The sequence below is a fragment of the Mycobacteriales bacterium genome (assembly GCA_030697205.1).
In the GTDB taxonomy this organism is placed as follows: domain Bacteria; phylum Actinomycetota; class Actinomycetes; order Mycobacteriales; family SCTD01; genus JAUYQP01.
In genome coordinates this window covers 52580-70530 of the sequence record JAUYQP010000045.1, presented here as the reverse complement: position 1 = coordinate 70530, position 17951 = coordinate 52580, and the positions used below count along the sequence as shown (strand labels likewise).

Genomic DNA, 17951 nt, shown 5'->3' with positions numbered 1-17951 from the left:
ACCGTCGTGCCCCCCACCGCAGTCGGGGCACCGGTCGCGGCGTTCCGCGCGGCCCTGCTCCTGCTGTGCGCGCTGCTGTCCGTGGTCGCGTCGGACCGCACCTACGTCGCGCTGCCGATCGCGCTGCTCAGCGCGCTCGCGCTGGCGGCCGAGCGGTTGCCGGTCCTGCACCGGCGCCCCGTCCTGGTCGGGGTCGTCGAGGCGGCCATAGCCGGCCTGAGCATCGGGGCCACGGGAAGCACCGAGAGCCCGATGCTGGCCTACCTCCTCGCGCCGGCCGCCTGCGTGGGCCTGCAGGCCGGTACGCGCTACATCGCCCTCGTGACGCTCGTCGGAACGGCGGCCGTCCTGATCGGCCCGCTGCTCGACAGCGGCACCGACGACCTGCGCCCGATCGCAACCGGCGCCGGCCAGTGGCTGCTGCTCGGAGCCGGCCTCGGAGTGGTGGGCCAGCGCGCCCGGGTCCTGGACCGCCGCGGGCCGGTCCACGAGCTCGACCGCTACACCGAGGCCAGGGCCCTGCTGCAGCAGCTGCGCGCTGTCAGCCGGCAGCTGCCTGGCGGTCTCGACGCGGCCGCGATGGCGGAGGGTCTGCTGGAGAGGTGCGCGAGCGCGATGCCCAGCGCCTCGCGCTCAGCGGTCCTGGTCCAGCCCTCCCCCGGTGCACTCGTGCCCATCGCCGTCCGGGGCACGCGACGGGTGCCCTGGCGGGCTCCTCTCTCGGACCCAGGGCCGCTGAGCGAGGCCTGGACGACGCAGCAGCCCGTCGTGGACCGCCGCGACCCTGACATCCACGGACGCCGGCAGGGCAGCACGCTGGTCGTCGTACCCCTGCGGAGCGAGGCAGGCGGCTTCGGGCTGGTGGCGCTGGAGAGCTATGACGGCACGCCCGTCGACGACGCGTGCGTGCAGGAGCTGCAGCGCTGTGCCGACGCGGCGGCGCTCCAGCTGGAGACCGCGCTGCTGTTCGAGGAGGTCCGCAGCGCCGTGTCGGTCGCCGAGCGCGACCGGCTCGCCCGCGAGATGCACGACGGCGTCGCGCAGGACCTCGCCTTCATCGGCTACTCCCTCGACGACCTGCGGCGCGCGGCGGCCCCGATCGACCAGGCGCTGGCCGAGAAGGTGACCGACCTGCGTACGACGCTGAGCACGCTGATCAGCGACCTGCGGCTGTCCATCACCGACCTGCGCACCAGCGTGTCGAGCGAGCGTGGGCTCGGGTCGGCGCTGACCAGCTACGTCCGCGCGATCGGGTCGAGCGGGCGACTCGCGGTCCACCTCTCCCTCGACGAGTCGCCGTTCCGGCTGCCCGGCGAGCAGGAGGCGCTGCTGCTGCAGATCGCGCAGGTCTTCGCCCAGGACGCGCGCCGCACCGGCGAGGCGGCCAACCTCTGGGTGACCCTCACAGTCGACCCGCCGACCGCCGCCCTTGTCCTCGAGCACGACGGGCCGCACCCGTCGGTCGAGGAGGTCACGGCGTTCACCGCCGCCATGCGCCGCGCATCGGGGACACTCACTGTCACGCCACGTTCAGGTGCGGGGATCCGCGTCGATGCAGTCCTGGGAGAGGGGGGTCCAGATGACGGTGACCGTCATGCTCGTCGATGACCACGCACTGATCCGGCAGGGGCTGCGCCGCGCCTTCGAGCAGACAGTGGACCTCGCGGTCGTCGCCGAGGCGGGGTCGGTGCCCGAGGCGCTCGCGCTCGACCGCGCCCACTCCCCCGACGTCGCGGTCGTCGACGTCAACCTCGGCGAGGGCAGCGGCATCATGCTGGTGAAGTCGCTGCGGGTCAGCCGACCCGCGATGGGCCTGGTGGTCTTGACGATGTACGACACCGACGACCACCTGTTCGCCGCGCTCGAGGCGGGAGCGTCCGCCTTCGTCCTGAAGTCCGCGCCGTCCGACGACGTCGTGTCCGCGGCGCGGGCCTCGGCCACCGCGCCGACCTCCTTCACGGCCCAGGACCTGGCCGGCGCGATGCGCCGCCGGATGGCGCGTCCCGCGGTCACCCTGACTGGGCGCGAGGACGAGATCCTCCAGCTGCTGGCGGCCGGGCTGTCGGTCGCTGAGGTGTCGACGAAGCTCTACATCAGCCCGTCCACGGCAAAGACCCACATGTCCAAGCTCTACGACAAGCTCGGGGCGACGAACCGGACGCAGGCGGTCATGTCGGCGGTGCGACTGGGCCTCGTGGACTCCGGCCTGGTCGCGGGGCCATAGACCCGAACCCCCCGCTCGTCAAGAGTCCGATCGGTCGGACATCACGGCCCGCCGTGTGACCCCATGTGGGTGCTCTCGGGGTGATCGTCGTAGCAGGGCGCCGCCGGGTGCCCATGACGCGACGGGAGCGGGACGTGAGCGGGCAGCCCGAGGGGCGCGAGCGCGGCGTGACGGCCCAGGTCGTCCTCATCGTCGTGAGCGCGATCGCGCTGTCGGTCCTGGTCGCGCTGTCCCTCATGCAGTGGTTGGAGCACGCGGCATGAAGCTGCGACGCAAGGACGAGGAGATCGCGGAGACGGGCGGAGCCCGGCACGCGAGAGGCAAGCGGGTCGCGGACCCTGGGGTGCCCGAGCCTGCTGTCGCGCTCGAGCGACCGGCCGACTGGCAGCAGCTGGGCGAGCTGCTCATCGACCGCAGGCACGTCACGCCCCAGCAACTGTCCGAGGCGCTGCTGCAGCAGTCGGCGTCGGGCAAGCGCGTCGGTTCCCTGCTCGTCGAGCTCGGCGCGCTCGACGCGCGCGCGCTCGCCGAGGTGCTCGCCGACCAGATGGGCCTTGCCCTCGTCGACCTCGGCGAGGAGTCCCCGGAGCCCGACGCCGCAGCGCTTCTGGACGAGAGCATCGCCCGCTCCCACGGCTGCATCCCGATGATGCTGCTCGACGGCGGCGGCCTCGTCGTGGCAGTCGCCGACCCCACGTCGGAGCTCGCCCAGCTGCTCGCCAACTCGACCGGCCGCGAGATCACGCTGGTCGTCGCCCCCGCCGACGAGATCCGGCACTCGATCGACGCGACCTACCGCTCGCTGACCGGCATCGACGACGTCGTCAAGGCCTTCGAGGCCACCGCCGCCACCCGCAAGACGGTCGCGCTGACCAGCGAGTCCGCGCAGGACGACGCCCCGGTGGTGCAGGTCGTCAACAAGATCATCACTCAGGCGCTGCGCGACCGCGCCTCCGACGTCCACATCGAGCCGCAGGACGAGCGCCTGCGCATCCGCTTCCGCATCGACGGTGCGCTGCACGACGTCCTGGCACTGCCGTCCTCGATGGGGCCGGCCCTGACCAGCCGCCTCAAGATCATGGCGGGGATGAACATCGTCGAGCGGCGCCGCCCGCAGGACGGCCAGATCGCGATGGACGTCGACGGCCGCTCGGTGGATATCCGGGTCGCCTCGACCGGTGTCATCTGGGGCGAGAAGGTCGTGCTCCGCATCCTCGACAAGAGCCGCCCGCTCTACCGGCTCAACGACCTCGGCATGCCCAACGACACCCACGACACCTACTCCGCGCTGGTCCGCGCGCCCTTCGGGATGGTGCTGTGCGCCGGGCCCACCGGCTCCGGCAAGACGACGACGCTCTACGCGACGATGAGCGAGATCAACGAGTCGCAGCGCAACATCATGACGATCGAGGACCCGGTCGAGTACGTCTTCCCGTCGATCAACCAGATCTCCACCAACGAGCAGGCCGGCCTCACCTTCGCCACCGGCCTGAAGTCGATCCTGCGGCAGGACCCGGACGTCATCCTCGTCGGCGAGATCCGCGACGTGGAGACCGCGCGCATCGCCACCCAGTCCGCCCTCACCGGCCACTTCGTGCTCTCGTCGCTGCACGCCACCGACGCCGTCGCGGCCCTGCACCGCTTCCTCGACATGGGCATCGAGTCCTTCCTCATCGCCTCCTCCGTCATCGGTGTCGTCGGCCAACGCCTGCTGCGCCGCGTCTGCACCAGCTGCCGCAAGCCCTACAAGCCCAGCATCGAGGAGCTCGGCTTCTACGCCGAGGCCGGCGGCGCACCCAAGAAGACCTTCTACCGCGGGGTCGGCTGCAACTTCTGCTCCGGCACCGGATACCAGGACCGCATCGGCGTCTACGAGCTCCTGACCATCACGCCCGAGATCAAGCGCCTCGTCGTCGGCTGGGCCACCCAGGACGAGCTGCGCCGCATGGCGGTCAAGCAAGGAATGCGCACCCTGCGCGACGAGGCCATCTCGCTCGTCGAGCAGGACCTCACCACCATCCCCGAAGTCATCCGCACCATCTACACGGCCTAGGCGGCAGCATGTCGATCACCGACCAGCTCGAGGTCGTCCAGCCCGACGACGCCCCTGTCGCTGCTTCGCGCGCACCAAAGAAGTCGATCCTGCAGTTCGAGCTCACCGCGAAGAAGGTCCCCCGCAAGGACCTCATGCACTTCTCGCGTCAGCTCGCCGTCTTCATCAAGGCCGGTATCCCGATCCTCGACGCCCTCGAGGCGATCCAGGAGGAGATGGGCAACAAGTTCTTCCGCTCGATCGTCCAGGACATCCTGGCTGCCTTGCGCGAAGGCTCTACGTTCGCTGACGCCTGCCAGCCACACAGCTCGGCCTTCCCGGCCTACTACCTCGGCATCCTTCGCTCGGCCGAGCTGACGGGAAAGCTCGACACGGTCCTCGTTCAGCTGTCCGAGTACATCGAGCGCGATCTCGAGGCGCGGAGGAAGGTCACGTCGGCCCTTGCCTACCCGAGCGTGGTTCTCGGGATGTCTGTGGTCGTGGTCGTGGTGCTGGTCGCCTTCGTGCTCCCGAAGTTCGAGCACTTCTTCGACAGCCTCGATGCCGAGCTGCCACTCCCGACCAGAATGCTCCTCGGGACGGCGGACTTCCTCACCAGCAACGCGATAGTTATTGTGGCCGCTCTGATCGCGGGCTTGGCGATGCTCATCGCGGCCCTGCGCACTCAGCGCGGCAAGGCCGCGAGGGACATCGTGCTCCTGAAACTCCCGGTCTTGGGGGACCTCGTTCGGCACGTTGTCCTCGAGCGCTTCTGCCGCATCCTCAGCGCGATGATGCAGGCCGGCGTACCGCTCCCCTCAGCAATGGCGGTGACAACGGACGCCACCAGCAACGCTGTCTTCCAGAAGGGTCTCACTGAGGCACGTGAGGCGATGCTGCGCGGCGAGGGCCTCGCTGCACCGTTGATCGCGACCAACTTGTTTCCGCCCTCCGCCAAGCAGATGTTCCGAGTAGGCGAGAACACCGGCACCCTCGACGAGCAGCTAGGCACCGCAGCGGTCTACTTCGAGCGCGAGCTGGATTACAAGATCAAGCGCTTCACGTCGCTGTTCGAGCCCGCGGTGCTGTTGTTCGTAGGCGTGATCGTCGGCTTCGTCGCCATCGCACTCGTGTCGGCGATGTACGGCATCTTCGGACAGACGCGGGACCTGTGACATGCGTGGGCAGCGACGATCATGCGATTCGGGCGAGACGCTGCTCGAGGTCGTGCTCTCCGTGTTGTTCGTCGGCCTGGTGGTCACCACGCTCGTCGGTGGACTGGGTACCGCGGTGACATTGGGTGGGAGTCACCGAGAGCTCACCACCGCTGATGTGGAGCTCAAGAGCGCAGTCGAGACCCTGAAGGGACGTACTTACGTCGCCACGGGGAGTACCTCAGCAAGAACCGCGTATCAGGCCTCTTTCGTCGCAGGTGCCCCTACTGGCTTCGCGCGGACTGTGACCTCCGTGCAGTGCATTCCCGCGACGGCTGGATCTAGCTTCAACGTCAACGGAGCAGGTAGTTGCACTCCCGACACAGGACTGCAACTGATCACCGTAACCCTGTCAAACACGGGCGGGTCAGTGTTCGAAACGACCACCTTCATCAAGCGGCGACCGTGAAGAGTCCCAACACCCAGGCGGGGTTCACACTCCTGGAACTCCTCGTCGCCATGTCTCTGGCGGGGCTTGTCTTCTCGGTCGTGTCCGCCGCGTTTGTCGTGAGTGTGGACGTGACTGAAGACACCAACACAAGGCTTACAGAGTCACAAGCCGGCGCCTTCACCTCTGCCTACTTCACCCGCGACGTCCAAAGCGCTAGTACGATTTCCACAAGCACCCCGCGCTGCGGCGGCGGTTCAGAGACACTCGTGGCCTCCATGCAGTGGACCGACACGGCGACGACCACCACCAAGACGTATTCGGTTGACTACCGGCTCGAGGCCGGACGCCTCACGCGGTTCCTGTGCGGCTCCGCGACCAGCTCTGACCTTGTTGCCAGCAACCTGACGGCAGCGAGCATGACCTGTACTCCTGCGTCCTGCGTTGACAGCGCCCGACTGGACCTGGACGGCCTGGGCGACGGCGCGTTCAGCATCGTCGCCGAGCGGAGGCTCCCGTGAAGAAGCCAAAGGGCGACGCTGGCGCGTCGCTCCTCATCGTCCTGGTCTTCCTGCTACTGGTCTCAGTACTCGTCCTCTCGCTGCTGGGCTTCACGCAGGCCAGCTTCGAGTCGAGTGATGCGGTGCGCGAGTCTCGACAGTCAACGTACGCGGCCGATGCCGCAACCGAGTACGCCATAGCGAAGGTCAAGGCCGACCCGAGCGGCGACGTCGGTACCACTTACGGTCCGCCTTGCGCATTCGTCGTCGAGGGTGTCAACGGACGCCCATCGACTGTCCTCTGCTCACCCGCCCCTGGCTCCGGCGTCGTGCTTCAGAATCGCGCACTCAACGCCTTGCTCACGCTCTCGGACACGGAGCCGCTTGCGCTGACTGGCACGTTCGACCTCGTAGTGGACGGGCGTATCTACAGCCACGATGACATCACCACCTCGACGTCTTCAAACAGTTTCATCCGATCGACGGCCACGGTTATCGCGGAGGGCGACGGCCAGTGCAGCGCAGTGGGCAACAACCCCGCCGAGCGGGTGGTTGCCGACAAGGGCAAGACCTGCCGCTCAGCACCGACACCCGCCGGCGTGGACCCCCAGTGGACACCTTCGGTCATGCTGCGGCCTGCCGCTCCGCTTCTTCCCCCGCAACTGTCATGCCTTCCAGGAAAGGCGGGCAAGAACGACGACAAGGATCTGATCACGTTCTCGCCGGGCACCTACGTCCTGAGTCCTGTCACCATCCTCAAGACCCTCGATCTCGCGAAGGCCTGCGACGAGGATGCAACTCTGTACTTTCAACCTGGCGTCTACTACCTCGAAGACGTCACCTTCGACCTCGGCAAGTACAACGTGGTCTTCGGACGTGCAACAGGTACGTGGCTCACCAGCAAGAAGATCGCAACACCGATGGATGGGACCGCCTGCGACAACGGCGGAGCCACGAACACTCAGTTGCTGCTCGGTGGCTCGTCGGTGCTGATCTCCGACAGCTCGAACGACAGTCCAGTCCTGTCGATCTGTGCGGGACCCAGGCCGACCGACAAGCCGGCAATCGCGATACACGGACTCACGTCCGCAGTGGGCGGGATGAAGGCGCTCTCGTCACCCGTTTCGGTTCGGTTCGGCAAGGAGCCCAGCATCTTTGTCCACGGAACCCTGTATCTGCCGACGTCGCGCGGGGTCATCTCCCTCCACAACAGAACCAGAACGGTCTTCGATGGCGGAATCCTCGTGTGGGCTCTCACTGCGACGCTGAACGCCTCCTCGACACAGGTGGATGCACCCATCTCCCTCCCAGCGTGTTCGGCATTAGACCCCTGCCGCAGCGATCGGCGCGTCGTGTTCACTGCTGCAGTGAGCGGTGGACCTCCCGTGCTGCGCAGCATCATGTCCTTTGATGACCAAGGCGGCGCAACACCGGCGTCAGCCACGACACTCACGCAGTGGAGCCAGCTCCCGTAGCCTCGGCCCCCCGTGGCGACTCGCCTGTGCGCGTTCCTCGCGTAGCGACGTGCTTCATCGACGGTGGGCAGCTTTATAGTGGCCACTATTCACAGGTAGCCGTCGGTTCCGGACGCACCACGCTGATTGCCGATGTGAACGCGCCGGTCCCCGCATTCCCTCTCGAGCGGTGCAAGTCTGTCGCCCTTCTGCCGCTCCATGCGCGGAGCTGTCGGTCAGGGTGGCTAGTCACAATTGATGAGGTGCGCTGACCGTTCGGCGGCTGGCGAGAGACGTTCAGTTGATGCCACCGAGCGCCTTCTCGACACATCCTCCTCCTGACAGCTTCGCCCATCGTCTACGGAGGAACCATGAACCGCATGTCTCAGCGCATCAAGACCCGCAAGGACGACGGCTTCACGCTCATCGAGCTGCTGATCGTCATCGTCGTGCTCGGCATCCTCGCCGGCATCGCCATCTTCGCCGTGGACGCCTTCCAGGCTGACGCCAAGAACGCCTGCACGGACGCCAACAGCCGGATCGACAAGACGGTCTCAGCTGCGCAGAAGGTGAACGGCAGCGGCGTCTACACCGCTGAGGGCGGCAACTGCACCTGATTGACGGCGCTCCGAGACGGGACGGGGTCGGCATCGCGCCGACCCCGTCGTCGCGTATCAACCCGCGTCGAGAGAGGAGACACCGATGCCTTGGCAGCTAGCGAGAGCGACCGCACATGCTTCTTCGCAGCCTTGGACGGTGTGCGCGCTCGCGTGCCTGCTCGTCTACCTCGTGTGCGCGCACTGGTACGGCATCGCGAACGCCGACAGCGTTGCAGCCGCGTGGCCGGCTCATGAGTTCGCAACGCGAGGGACCTTCTACCTCGAGCAGGCATCACGGCCAGACAACCCCTGGTTCACGCAGCAAGGCGAGCATGTCGTGTCGAACCGCATGCCCGGCGTGATCCTCGTGGCGATCCCACTCCAGTTTGTGATGCAACCCCTGGGAGTGAGCCCGCTCACGCCAGCAGTCTTGACCGCCGTCGTGCTGACAAGCTTGGCGGTAGCCAATCTGTGTCTCGTGATGACCCGATGCGGTATCCCTGCGCCTACAGCCCTGACCATGGCAGCCGCTCTCGCCTTCGGCACCGGCCTGTGGCCCAATGCCTCAGCAGAGCTGTGGACCCATGGTCCGGACGCCTTTTGGCTCAGCCTGGCTCTGCTGGCCTTTCAACGAAACAGGCAATGGTGGGCGGGCCTCGCTTTGGCACCCGCGATCATGACCAGACCCCACTTAGCCCTACCCGCCGCGGTGATCGGCGCAGCGCTCGCGATGGAGCGACGAAGCCTTCGGCCGTTGTACCGGGTCGGGCTGCCGGCCAGCCTGGGTCTGGGGACGCTCGTGCTCTGGAACAGCGTCATGTTCGCTGCACCCTCAGTTGGCGGGGGCTACACCTACGCCGGCCCGCGCATCGCAGATAGTTCGCCCAGCGCATGGGCTGCCATGTTCGACTCGGCCATGGGGTCCCTGGTCAGCCCGATCAGGGGACTGCTCGTCTTCTCGCCCTTCGTCATCGTGGCGATCATGGCCGCCTGGCGCGGCCTGCATGGCGCGCCGGGCTGGGCGAGAGGGGCGGCCGTTGGCGGATTGGCCTACCAGGTCGTCCAGTGGCGTGTGAACTCCTTCGAAGGCGGAACGGGCTACTACTCCTACCGACTGCCACTGGAATTGCTCGTCTTGGCGCTGCCTCTATGCGCACTCGGCTACGAGCGGCTTGCGGCCCGCGCGGGGGTGCGTCGCGTGACGCGGTTCCTGGTGGGCTGGTCCATCGCCACGCACGCGGTGGGCGTCTTCTGGTACCAGCCCCTCGGCAGGGTCAGTCAAGAGCGAGACCCGTGGCGCACGTGGGGCCTTGTCGACGCGGCGATCTCACGCGGTTCGGCCGGAACCCTCCTCGCGGGTGCGGTCTTCGTTGCTGTGACAAGCGCCTGTGCGCTCCGAGTGTCAAGACCACGATGTGATCCGCAGGATCCTCGGTGGGCCTACGAGTCGAGCAAGCCGCTTAGCGCAGCAGTTCCATCCTGACGCCCTGCTCGTCCCACTCGGGATCCTCAGGGATGCGGTCGACGGCCCGGGCAGCGATGCGCCGGGCCGTCACCATGTCCGCGGTCGCGTCGAGCAGATGGGCCAGGGTGACACCCGGGAGCGACGCCTCGAGGACGGTGTCGGCGCCGGGGATGCGGGCCTCGACAAGCCGGCGGCGCTCCTCGACCCCGGCGGGCGAGCGCTTCGAGTGCTGCATCGGGACGTCGTCGTTGAGCTGGTAGAAGCTCAGCTCCGGATGGACCTCGAAGACCTGGCGCTGGCGGTAGGGCTGCATCTCCTCGGCCACCTCGGCGTAGCGGCGCAGCATCCGGGCGGAGATGGGTGAGAGCCCCTTGCGGGCCCGTGCGTCGAGGTCGCCGGTGCGCAGATAGTGCCGCGACGGCGGGGACTGCACAGCGCCGGAGCGCGGCCAGCCGAGCAGCTGGCGCGCGAGCTTGTCGCAGGTGCGACCACCCTCGGTGTCCTCCTCCGGGAAGGACAGGTGGCAGTGGATGGCGATGACGTCGAAGGACGGCCGGTAGTCGAGGATCTCGGCGAAGGTCGGGAAGACCTCCGGCTCGGTCGGGTGCGCCGTGATGCCCTGCAGTCGCGCACCGACGACCAGCCAGCCACCTGGGCACGGCTCGACGCCGGCGATGAGCCGATAGGGCAGGTCAGGGCCCCCGCCTCGCTTCTGGGGTGGCACAGGGGCAACCTAACGCGACGGCCCGTCCGCCAGGGGCAGGACGGGCCGTCGGAGTGCGGGACGTCAGCGGCGAAGGCTCCGCCGCATCGGCGCGACCTCGGCGAGCACGGGGGCCGGGGCCTCGACCTCCTTCGGGTAGAGCGAGACGAGGCGGGCCTGCTCCAGGTCGATGACGTCGTCGGCCACCAGGCGGGTCAGCGCGCTCTCGAGCGTCTGCATCCCCTCGTGCTGGTGGGTGGAGACGACGTTGCGCAGCTGGTTGCTCTTGCCCTCCTTGACGAGGTTGCGGACAGCCGAGTTGGCGACCAGCACCTCGTACGCCGCGACGAGCCCGCCCTCGCGACGCGGGAGCAGCCGCTGGTAGACGATGCCGGTCAGTGCGTTGGCGAGCTGCACACGGATCTGCGACTGCCGGTCGGCCGGGAAGACGTCGACGATGCGGTCCAGAGCCTGTGCCGTGTCGTTGGTGTGCAGGGTCGCGAAGACCAGGTGCCCGGTCTCGGCGATCGACAGCGCGAAAGCGATCGACTCGAGGTCGCGCATCTCGCCGACCAGGACGACGTCGGGGTCCTCGCGCAGGGCGGACCGCAGCGCGTCCGGGAAGGACCGGGTGTCGGTCCCGACCTCGCGCTGGTGGACCACGCCGGCGCGGTGCGAGTAGACGTACTCGATCGGGTCCTCGATGGTGATGATGTGGCACGCCCGTGTGGCGTTGATGTGGTCGATCATCGACGCGAGGGTCGTGGACTTGCCGGCCCCCGTCGGCCCGGTGACGAGCACCAGTCCCTGACGGAGCGCGGCGAAGCGCCCGAGGACGGGCGGGAGTCCCAGGTCCGCGAAGGTGGGGATCTCGTGCGGGATGAGCCGCAGCGCGAGCCCGATCGTCCCGGACGCTCGGAAGGCGTTGCCGCGCAGCCGCGCCACCTGGCGCCAGGTGAAGGAGAAGTCGACCTCGGCCCCAGCCGCGAAGGCCGCCTGCTGGTCGTCGGTGAGCAGCTCCTCGAGCAGCCCCTCGGTGTCCTCGGCCGAGATCGGGCCGAACCCGTCCACAGGCCGCAGATCGCCGTCGACCCGGACCATCGGCGACACGCCGGCAGTCACGAGCAGATCGGTGCCCTTGCTGTCCCAGAGCTGCTCGAGCAGCAGGTCGGAGGGCAGGGGCCGGGAGCTGGAGGTCTTGACCATGCCGTCAGAGTGACCGTCCTCGGGGTGACGGCCATCATCCTTTCGGCCAGACTTGACCCGACCTGGTGACTACACCGCTAGGGCTCGGCAGCCGAAGGAGAGATGTGGAACCCGTCCTCCTGGCCCAGGGACTCGTCGTCGACTTCGCGGAGGTCCGCGCCGTCGACGGGTTCGACCTGTCTGTCGCCGCCGGCGCCTCGGTGGCGCTGGTCGGCCGCAACGGCGCCGGGAAGTCCACCACGATGCGCGTGCTCGCGGGCGTGCTGCCGCCCAGCGGCGGTCGGGTGACCGTGCAGGGCGTCGACGCCGGCCACGACCCCGCTGGGGTGCGCTCCCTGGTCGGCTACTGCCCCGACGTCGGCGGACTCGTGCCACGGGCGACCCCGTGGGAGCACCTCCAGCTCGCGGCCCGGCTGCGCGCGATGCCCGACGGCTGGCAGCAGCGGGCCCACGAGCTGCTCGAGCGCTTCGACCTGGCCGCGGCGACCGACCGCGTCACCGCCGGCTTCAGCCACGGCATGGGACGGCGCCTCTCGGTCCTGCTCGCGACCTTCCATGAACCCCGCCTGCTGCTGCTCGACGAGCCCTTCGACGGGGTCGACCCGCTCGGCGTCGAGGCCACCATGGAAGCGATCGCTGCTGCCCGCGCGAGCGGCGCCGCGGTCCTCGTCAGCACCCACCTGCTCCCCCTGGCCATCGAGGCGTGCGAGGAGGCCGTCGTCCTCAAGGGCGGCCGCGTCGTCGGCGCCGCCCGGGCCGAGGAGCTCGCCGGCGACGAGGGACGGGTCCGCTACCGCTCGCTCATCGCATGACCGCTTCCGTCGTACGCGTCGCGAGCCCGGCCGCGCAGCTGCGCGCCCTCCTGGCGCTGCGCTGGACGATGATGCGGGCGCCGGGCGCCAAGCTCGCGATCTGCCTCGGCGGCATCGCCGCGCTCTGGCTGCTGTCGGTCATCATCAGCAGCGCGGGCTCGATCGAGCCTGCCGCGCTCGAGACCGCGAAGGAGCTCGCGCCGACAGCCTTCCTCGGCTTCGGCGTGCTCGCCCTCATCGCTCCGCTGACCGCAGGTGGCGGCGCCGAGATCGTGCCTCCGGACCAGCTCGTCGCCTATCCCGTCCGTCCGCGGACCCACTTCCTCGGCGGGCTCGCGCTCGCACCGGTCAACCTGGTCTGGATCGTGCAGCTGCTGGTGCTGGCCGCCGAGTCGACCTTCCTCACCCAGGGAGGCCGGCCGCTGCTGGGCGGGATGACGACCTTCTCCTTCGTCCTCGCCCTCACCGTCTGCGGCCAGGCGCTTGCGTGGGCCGTCGCCGGGCTGCGCCAGACCCGCTCCGGCCGCCGCGCCGTCGGCGTGATCTCGATCGCGACGCTCGCTACGGCTGTGCTGCTCGTCCGCCTCGGGCAGGGCGACGACCTGCTCGACGCGAGCCCGACGCGCGTCGTCGTCGACGGCATCGTCGCGAGCGACGGCAGCCTCGGCCGCTGGGGCCTGACGACGGCCGGCCTGATCGGGCTCACCGTGCTCGGGCTGGTCAGCGGATCGGCGCTGTGCGGCTGGGCACTCGGCCGGCCCGGCGACGCGGGCGCGACCCATGTCGGGTCGGCCGTCCGTCGCCGCACGGCGGTCCGCAGCCCGCTGCGCGAGCTCATCGCGATGGACCGCGCCAGCGTCTGGCGCGCCCCAGCGCTGCGCCGAGGGGGCCTCGTCCTCGCCGTCCTGCCGGGCCTCATCGCCGCCGGCGCGGCTGTGCCGTGGGAGTCGCTCGTCGTCCTCCCCGGCCTGGTCGCCGCGGGAGCGGGCCTGCTCTTCGGCGTCAACGCCTTCTGCCTCGACGCCTCCGGGGCGGTCTGGCTCGCCTCGCTCCCCCACGACCCGCTGCTCGTCGCCCGCTCCAAGCTCATCGTCCTGGCCGAGACCGTGCTCGCTGCGGTCGTCGTCGCCGCGGTGGCAGGGTCGCTGCGCAGCCCTGGGGCGCCCACCGCTGCCGAGGTCACGGCCATTATCAGCAGCGGCCTGCTCTGCACGCTGCTGGTTGTCGCCACCGGCATCCGGATGTCGGTGCTGCACCCGCACCGCGCCGACCTCAACGGCGTGCGCGATGCCGTGGCACCGCCCGGCGCCATGGTGCTCGCGAGCGTCAAGCTCGCCTTCCCGACCGCGCTGGTCGGGATCCTGCTCGGCAGCGCTGCCAGCACCGACGTCGCGTGGCTCGCTCCGGCGCTCGCCGTCCCGCTGATGGTCCTGTGCGTCCTGTCGCTCCGGCACACCCTCGAGCGCTACGCCGACCCGCACGTCCGCGGCCGCATCACCACGCGGGTCTCCGCCGGCTGAGTCGGGGCCGCAGCGCGCGCGGATGTGGCGATCACTCCCACAAGCCCGAGCGCGCATGATCGCCACATCCCCGGAGGGTGTGCGGCACGTCCGCGGAGGAGCGCGTGGGGGTCACCCGCGCAGGTCGCGGGTCCCCTACGGACCGGCGAGCAGGCCGCGTAACCGGGCGGCGAGGACGTCCCAACGCCACTCCCGCTCGACCCACTCGCGCCCCGCAGCGCCCATCGCCCGTGCAGCGACAGGATCCGCGAGCAGCCCGCCCACGGCAGCGGCGACAGCGGCCACCGACGTCCCGTCGACCACGTGCCCTGTCACCCCGTCGAGCACCGCGTCGGGCGACCCGCCCGACCGGCCGGCGACCACGGGCAGCCCCGTCGCAGAGGCCTCGAGGAAGACGATCCCGAGCCCCTCGACCTCGAGCCCGGCGCGCCGGGTGCGGCACGGCATCGCGAAGACGTCACCCGCGTCGTAGTGGGCGGGCAGCTCCTCCCACGGCACCGAGCCGGTGAGGACGACGTCGTCGGCGACGCCGTGCTCGGCCGCGAGCCGCTGAATGCGCGGGTGGTCCGGCCCGCCGCCGACGAGCAGCAGCGCGGCGTCGGGGACCTGCCGCCGGATGAGCGGCAGCGCCTTGACGAGCACGTCCTGGCCCTTGCGCGGGACCAGACGGGAGACGCACACGACGACAGGGCGGTCGCCCAGCCCGAGCTTTCGTCGTACGTCTGAACCTCCCGCGCCGGGGCGGAAGGCCGTGGTGTCGACCCCCGACGGCAGCTGCGCCATCGTGGTCCGGAAAGCCGGCTCGAGCCGCGACCGGGTGTAGTCGCCGAGGTAGGTGACGACGTCGACGTCGCGGCCGATGCGACGCAGCAGCTGGCGGGCGCCGGGCAGCGCAGCCCAGCCGACCTCGTGGCCGTGCGTCGAGGCGACCGCGCGAGAGAGCCCGAGCGGGCGGGCGAGCAGGCCGAGCGGCGCGGCGGCCCCGAACCACACGCGGTCGCAGCCCTCCGCCGACGCGACGGCCCGCGCCCGACGCAGCACCTCGGGGACCGGCAGCATCAGCGACGTCGGGTGCCGGACGACGGGGAAGGGCTGGGCCGCGTCGAAGGCCTCGGCCCCCTTCCAGGCCGGCGCGTAGACGACGAGCTCGCCGTCGGGCTGGCGCGTCGCGAGGGAGTGCACGAAGGCCTGAATGCCGCCGGGTCGCGGCGGGAAGTCGTTGGTGACGACGAGGGTGCGCATCAGCAGCGCAGCCGCTCGTGCTCGCGGGCCAGGGCGATCCGCTGCGGTGACGAAGGGTGGGTGGCGAACAGCGCGAAGGCCAGCGGGTTCGGGTCGAGGTCGGAGAGGTTGGTCGTCGCGAGGCGGCGCTGGCTGTCGACGAAGGTCGCGGCGTCGCAGGTCAGCCCGAGCGCGTGGACGTCGGCGCGGGCCTCGACCTTGCGCGACACGACGTTGGTCACCGGCCCGAGCAGCAGCGTCCCGACCCCGGCGAGCAGCAGCACCAGCGCGATGACCCGCGGGTCCCCCGGACCATCGGCACCTGACCTCCGCAGCAGCGGCCCCCACGACAGCAGCAGCGCCAGGACGACGACCGCTGCAGCGGCACCCAGCGCGCCGAGCAGGGTGCCGACGAGCACGTCGCGCTCCTTGGCGTGCCCGAGCTCGTGGGCGACGACGAGCCGCACCTCGGCAGGCGTGGCCTCGCGCAGGAGCGTGTCGTAGACGACGATCCGGCGCGTCCCGCCGAAGCCGGAGACATAGGCGTTCAGAGCCGTCGTACGACGTGAGGCGTCCGCTACGAGCACGTCCTCGACAGGGACGCCGTCGCGGTCGGCCAGCGCCAGCAGGTCCTCGCGCAGCTGACCGACGGCCAGCGGCTCGAAGCGGTTGAAGACCGGCTCGACGACGACCGGGTAGGCGAAGGACCCCCCGACGACGAGCAGCGCGACGAGCGGCGCCGCGACGAGGTGCCAGATGCGCGGGAGCCGACGGGCCGCCCCGACGGCGGCGAGCAGCACCAGCGCCGTCAAGCCGGCGCCGACACCGATGCCCTTCGCGACGTCGACCGCCCAGCTCCCCCAGGTCTGCGTCGACAGGTCGTAGCGCCGCAGCACGACCTCGCTGCGCGCGTCGAGCGGCAGCGTCACGAGCCGCCCGACGACCCCGAGCGCGAGGGTCCCGAGCAGCACCTGCCACACCCACCCGCCGCCGAGCGGCCGCGCGACCGCCCGCACCAGCCGCCCTCCCAGCGGCGTCAGCCCCAGCACCGCCGACACGACCAGCCCGAGCACCAGGGAGGCGTACGCCGGGGGCCGCACCGCGTCGTGGAACGCCACCTCGCGCGCGACCTGCCCGGTGGTGAAGTCGCGCCCCACGTCGACGACCGGGTCGGCGCCGGGCAGCACCGTCCACGGCACGGTGAGGGCGAGTGCCACCCCGAGAGCGGCGAGCAGCCCGGCGAGGACGAGGGCGGTGGCCCGGCGGCTCATCGCAGCCGCAGCCGCAGGGTGGCCGTCCAGTCCTCGACGAAGTCGGCGGTGCTGCGCCCGAAGGCCTTGCGGAACGCCGCCTCGACGATCGCGTCGCGGTCACCTTCGCGGGCCGCCCCGACGTCGCGGTAGAAGGCGAGCAGCTTCGCGCGGCCGTGGACCTCGGCGAGCCGCAGCACAGCGAGCCAGGCCTGTTCGTAGACCTCCGACAGCTCCTTGTTGGTCGCGTCGAAGTCGCGGTCGGTCGGCAGCGCCTTGGGCACCCGACCGGCTCGCACCGCCGCGCGCAGCTCGCGCGCGGACACCGACAGCGGCAGGTCGACGCCCTGGTAGCCGACGTAGTCGGCGAAGCCCTCGACGAGCCAGGTCGGCATCAGCGGCCCGCTCGCCTTGCGGGTGGCGACGTGCGCGACCTCGTGGGTGAGCACGACCCGGCGCCCGAGGCTGCCGAGCTTGGTGAAGTTCGGCGGGTTGACGATGACCCGGTCGCCGATCGGCTTGTAGTCCGCGCTGCTCTCGAGCTCCGCGGTCGCGACAGCGGCGATCTGGCTGAAGTCGCTGCGGCTGTCGAGCAGCTCGGCGAGCTCGGCCGAGCTGTCCGGGACGAGCACCACGACCTTGCGGGTCCAGTCGGAGCCGAAGACCGCGGTGACCCGCGGGACCGCCGCGTCGACGGCGTCGGCGACCTGGCGCAGGGTGCGGGCCGAGGCCGGATGGCCGAGCACGAGGCAGCGCGCGCCGCGGACCACGACGACGTCCCCGCCGTCCCAGATCCCCGGCGTGCTGGCCTGCCCGACGGCCTTGAAGTCGTCGTCGGACGCGACCAGCCAGCGGCCGGCGCGCTGCACGAAGGTGAAGTACTGCTCGGCCCTGGTGGGCGACGGGTCGTAGCCCTTGAGCTGGTAGCGCAGCACGACGTCGGGCGCCCACCAGCCCGGGCCGCGCAGCGCGTCGACGCGCGCGTCGGGGACGCGCTCGCGGGTCGGGTCGAGGGCGTAGCTCCACGACCCGATCGGGACGTCGGCGAGGGCGTCGAAGACCTTCGCCTGCCGCTTACGGAACGGCGCAGCGGACGGGTCCGGGTCCAGCGTCGCGACGAAGGCGGCGCGGTCGCGACGACGGATCGCCTGCGCGCGGTCGCCGAGCAGCCGCTCGACGGCCGCGGTGCGCACCGCCTCGGGGTCGTCGTCGGGGACGCTGCGGGCCCGGTCCGACGCCAGCCCCGGCAGGGCGGCGTCCTCGTGCAGGACCACGGCCCCGGTGACGCCCGCGGTCAGCTCCAGCGCCGCGAGAACGGCGAGGGCGCGCAGTCGCCACGACCTCCGCGGCTCCGTCACCACCT

16 protein-coding genes are annotated in these 17951 nt (G+C 70.4%); 11 read left to right on the top strand and 5 right to left on the bottom strand.

Features of this window, described 5'->3' with window-relative positions; genetic code table 11:
* Positions 1-6 precede the first annotated feature (6 nt).
* From Q8R60_14495 to Q8R60_14455, 9 genes are all read left to right on the top strand, one after another.
* Complete coding sequence (locus tag Q8R60_14495; GenBank protein MDP3713681.1) at positions 7-1608, top strand: histidine kinase; 1602 nt, start codon at positions 7-9, stop codon at positions 1606-1608.
* Positions 1595-2224 (top strand): response regulator transcription factor, encoded by a 630-nt coding sequence (locus Q8R60_14490; protein ID MDP3713680.1) that lies wholly within the window; start codon positions 1595-1597, stop codon positions 2222-2224. The genes Q8R60_14495 and Q8R60_14490 overlap by 14 nt, the downstream gene beginning before the upstream one ends.
* A 134-nt stretch (positions 2225-2358) precedes the next feature.
* Positions 2359-2487 (top strand): hypothetical protein, encoded by a 129-nt coding sequence (locus Q8R60_14485; protein MDP3713679.1) that lies wholly within the window; start codon positions 2359-2361, stop codon positions 2485-2487.
* Complete coding sequence (locus Q8R60_14480; GenBank protein ID MDP3713678.1) at positions 2484-4277, top strand: GspE/PulE family protein; 1794 nt, start codon at positions 2484-2486, stop codon at positions 4275-4277. The genes Q8R60_14485 and Q8R60_14480 overlap by 4 nt, the downstream gene beginning before the upstream one ends.
* An 8-nt stretch (positions 4278-4285) precedes the next feature.
* A complete protein-coding gene (locus Q8R60_14475; GenBank protein ID MDP3713677.1) occupies positions 4286-5431 on the top strand; it encodes a type II secretion system F family protein in 1146 nt (381 codons plus the stop codon).
* A gap of 444 nt (positions 5432-5875) precedes the next feature.
* The gene (locus Q8R60_14470; GenBank protein MDP3713676.1) at positions 5876-6379 is read left to right on the top strand and encodes a prepilin-type N-terminal cleavage/methylation domain-containing protein; all 504 of its coding nucleotides are present in this window, start codon (positions 5876-5878) and stop codon (positions 6377-6379) included.
* On the top strand, positions 6376-7833 hold the full coding sequence (locus Q8R60_14465) for a hypothetical protein (GenBank protein MDP3713675.1): 1458 nt from the start codon (positions 6376-6378) through the stop codon (positions 7831-7833). Before Q8R60_14470 ends, Q8R60_14465 begins: the two co-directional genes overlap by 4 nt.
* A gap of 350 nt (positions 7834-8183) precedes the next feature.
* Positions 8184-8429 (top strand): prepilin-type N-terminal cleavage/methylation domain-containing protein, encoded by a 246-nt coding sequence (locus Q8R60_14460; protein ID MDP3713674.1) that lies wholly within the window; start codon positions 8184-8186, stop codon positions 8427-8429.
* A 139-nt stretch (positions 8430-8568) separates the two neighbouring features.
* Positions 8569-9894, top strand: a complete 1326-nt coding sequence (locus tag Q8R60_14455) for a hypothetical protein (protein ID MDP3713673.1) — start codon at positions 8569-8571, stop codon at positions 9892-9894.
* Here Q8R60_14455 and Q8R60_14450 read toward each other — a convergent pair.
* Positions 9872-10600, bottom strand: a complete 729-nt coding sequence (locus Q8R60_14450) for a DUF429 domain-containing protein (protein ID MDP3713672.1) — start codon at positions 10598-10600, stop codon at positions 9872-9874. The genes Q8R60_14455 and Q8R60_14450 overlap by 23 nt on opposite strands.
* Before the next feature lie 63 nt (positions 10601-10663).
* Positions 10664-11785 (bottom strand): type IV pilus twitching motility protein PilT, encoded by a 1122-nt coding sequence (locus tag Q8R60_14445; protein ID MDP3713671.1) that lies wholly within the window; start codon positions 11783-11785, stop codon positions 10664-10666.
* A 104-nt stretch (positions 11786-11889) separates the two neighbouring features.
* Between Q8R60_14445 and Q8R60_14440 the strand changes: the two genes are divergently transcribed.
* Positions 11890-12597, top strand: a complete 708-nt coding sequence (locus Q8R60_14440) for an ABC transporter ATP-binding protein (GenBank protein MDP3713670.1) — start codon at positions 11890-11892, stop codon at positions 12595-12597.
* The gene (locus tag Q8R60_14435; GenBank protein ID MDP3713669.1) at positions 12594-14117 is read left to right on the top strand and encodes a hypothetical protein; all 1524 of its coding nucleotides are present in this window, start codon (positions 12594-12596) and stop codon (positions 14115-14117) included. The genes Q8R60_14440 and Q8R60_14435 overlap by 4 nt, the downstream gene beginning before the upstream one ends.
* Positions 14118-14252: 135 nt before the next feature.
* Here Q8R60_14435 and Q8R60_14430 read toward each other — a convergent pair whose 3' ends face one another.
* The 3 genes from Q8R60_14430 to Q8R60_14420 are packed head-to-tail and all read right to left on the bottom strand — an operon-like array spanning position 14253 to position 17946.
* Positions 14253-15362, bottom strand: coding sequence for a glycosyltransferase family 4 protein (locus tag Q8R60_14430; GenBank protein MDP3713668.1), 1110 nt, complete (start codon positions 15360-15362; stop codon positions 14253-14255).
* The gene (locus Q8R60_14425; protein ID MDP3713667.1) at positions 15359-16609 is read right to left on the bottom strand and encodes a M48 family metallopeptidase; all 1251 of its coding nucleotides are present in this window, start codon (positions 16607-16609) and stop codon (positions 15359-15361) included. Before Q8R60_14425 ends, Q8R60_14430 begins: the two co-directional genes overlap by 4 nt.
* Positions 16606-17946, bottom strand: a complete 1341-nt coding sequence (locus Q8R60_14420; protein ID MDP3713666.1) for a hypothetical protein — start codon at positions 17944-17946, stop codon at positions 16606-16608. The genes Q8R60_14425 and Q8R60_14420 overlap by 4 nt, the downstream gene beginning before the upstream one ends.
* Positions 17947-17951: the final 5 nt, after the last annotated feature.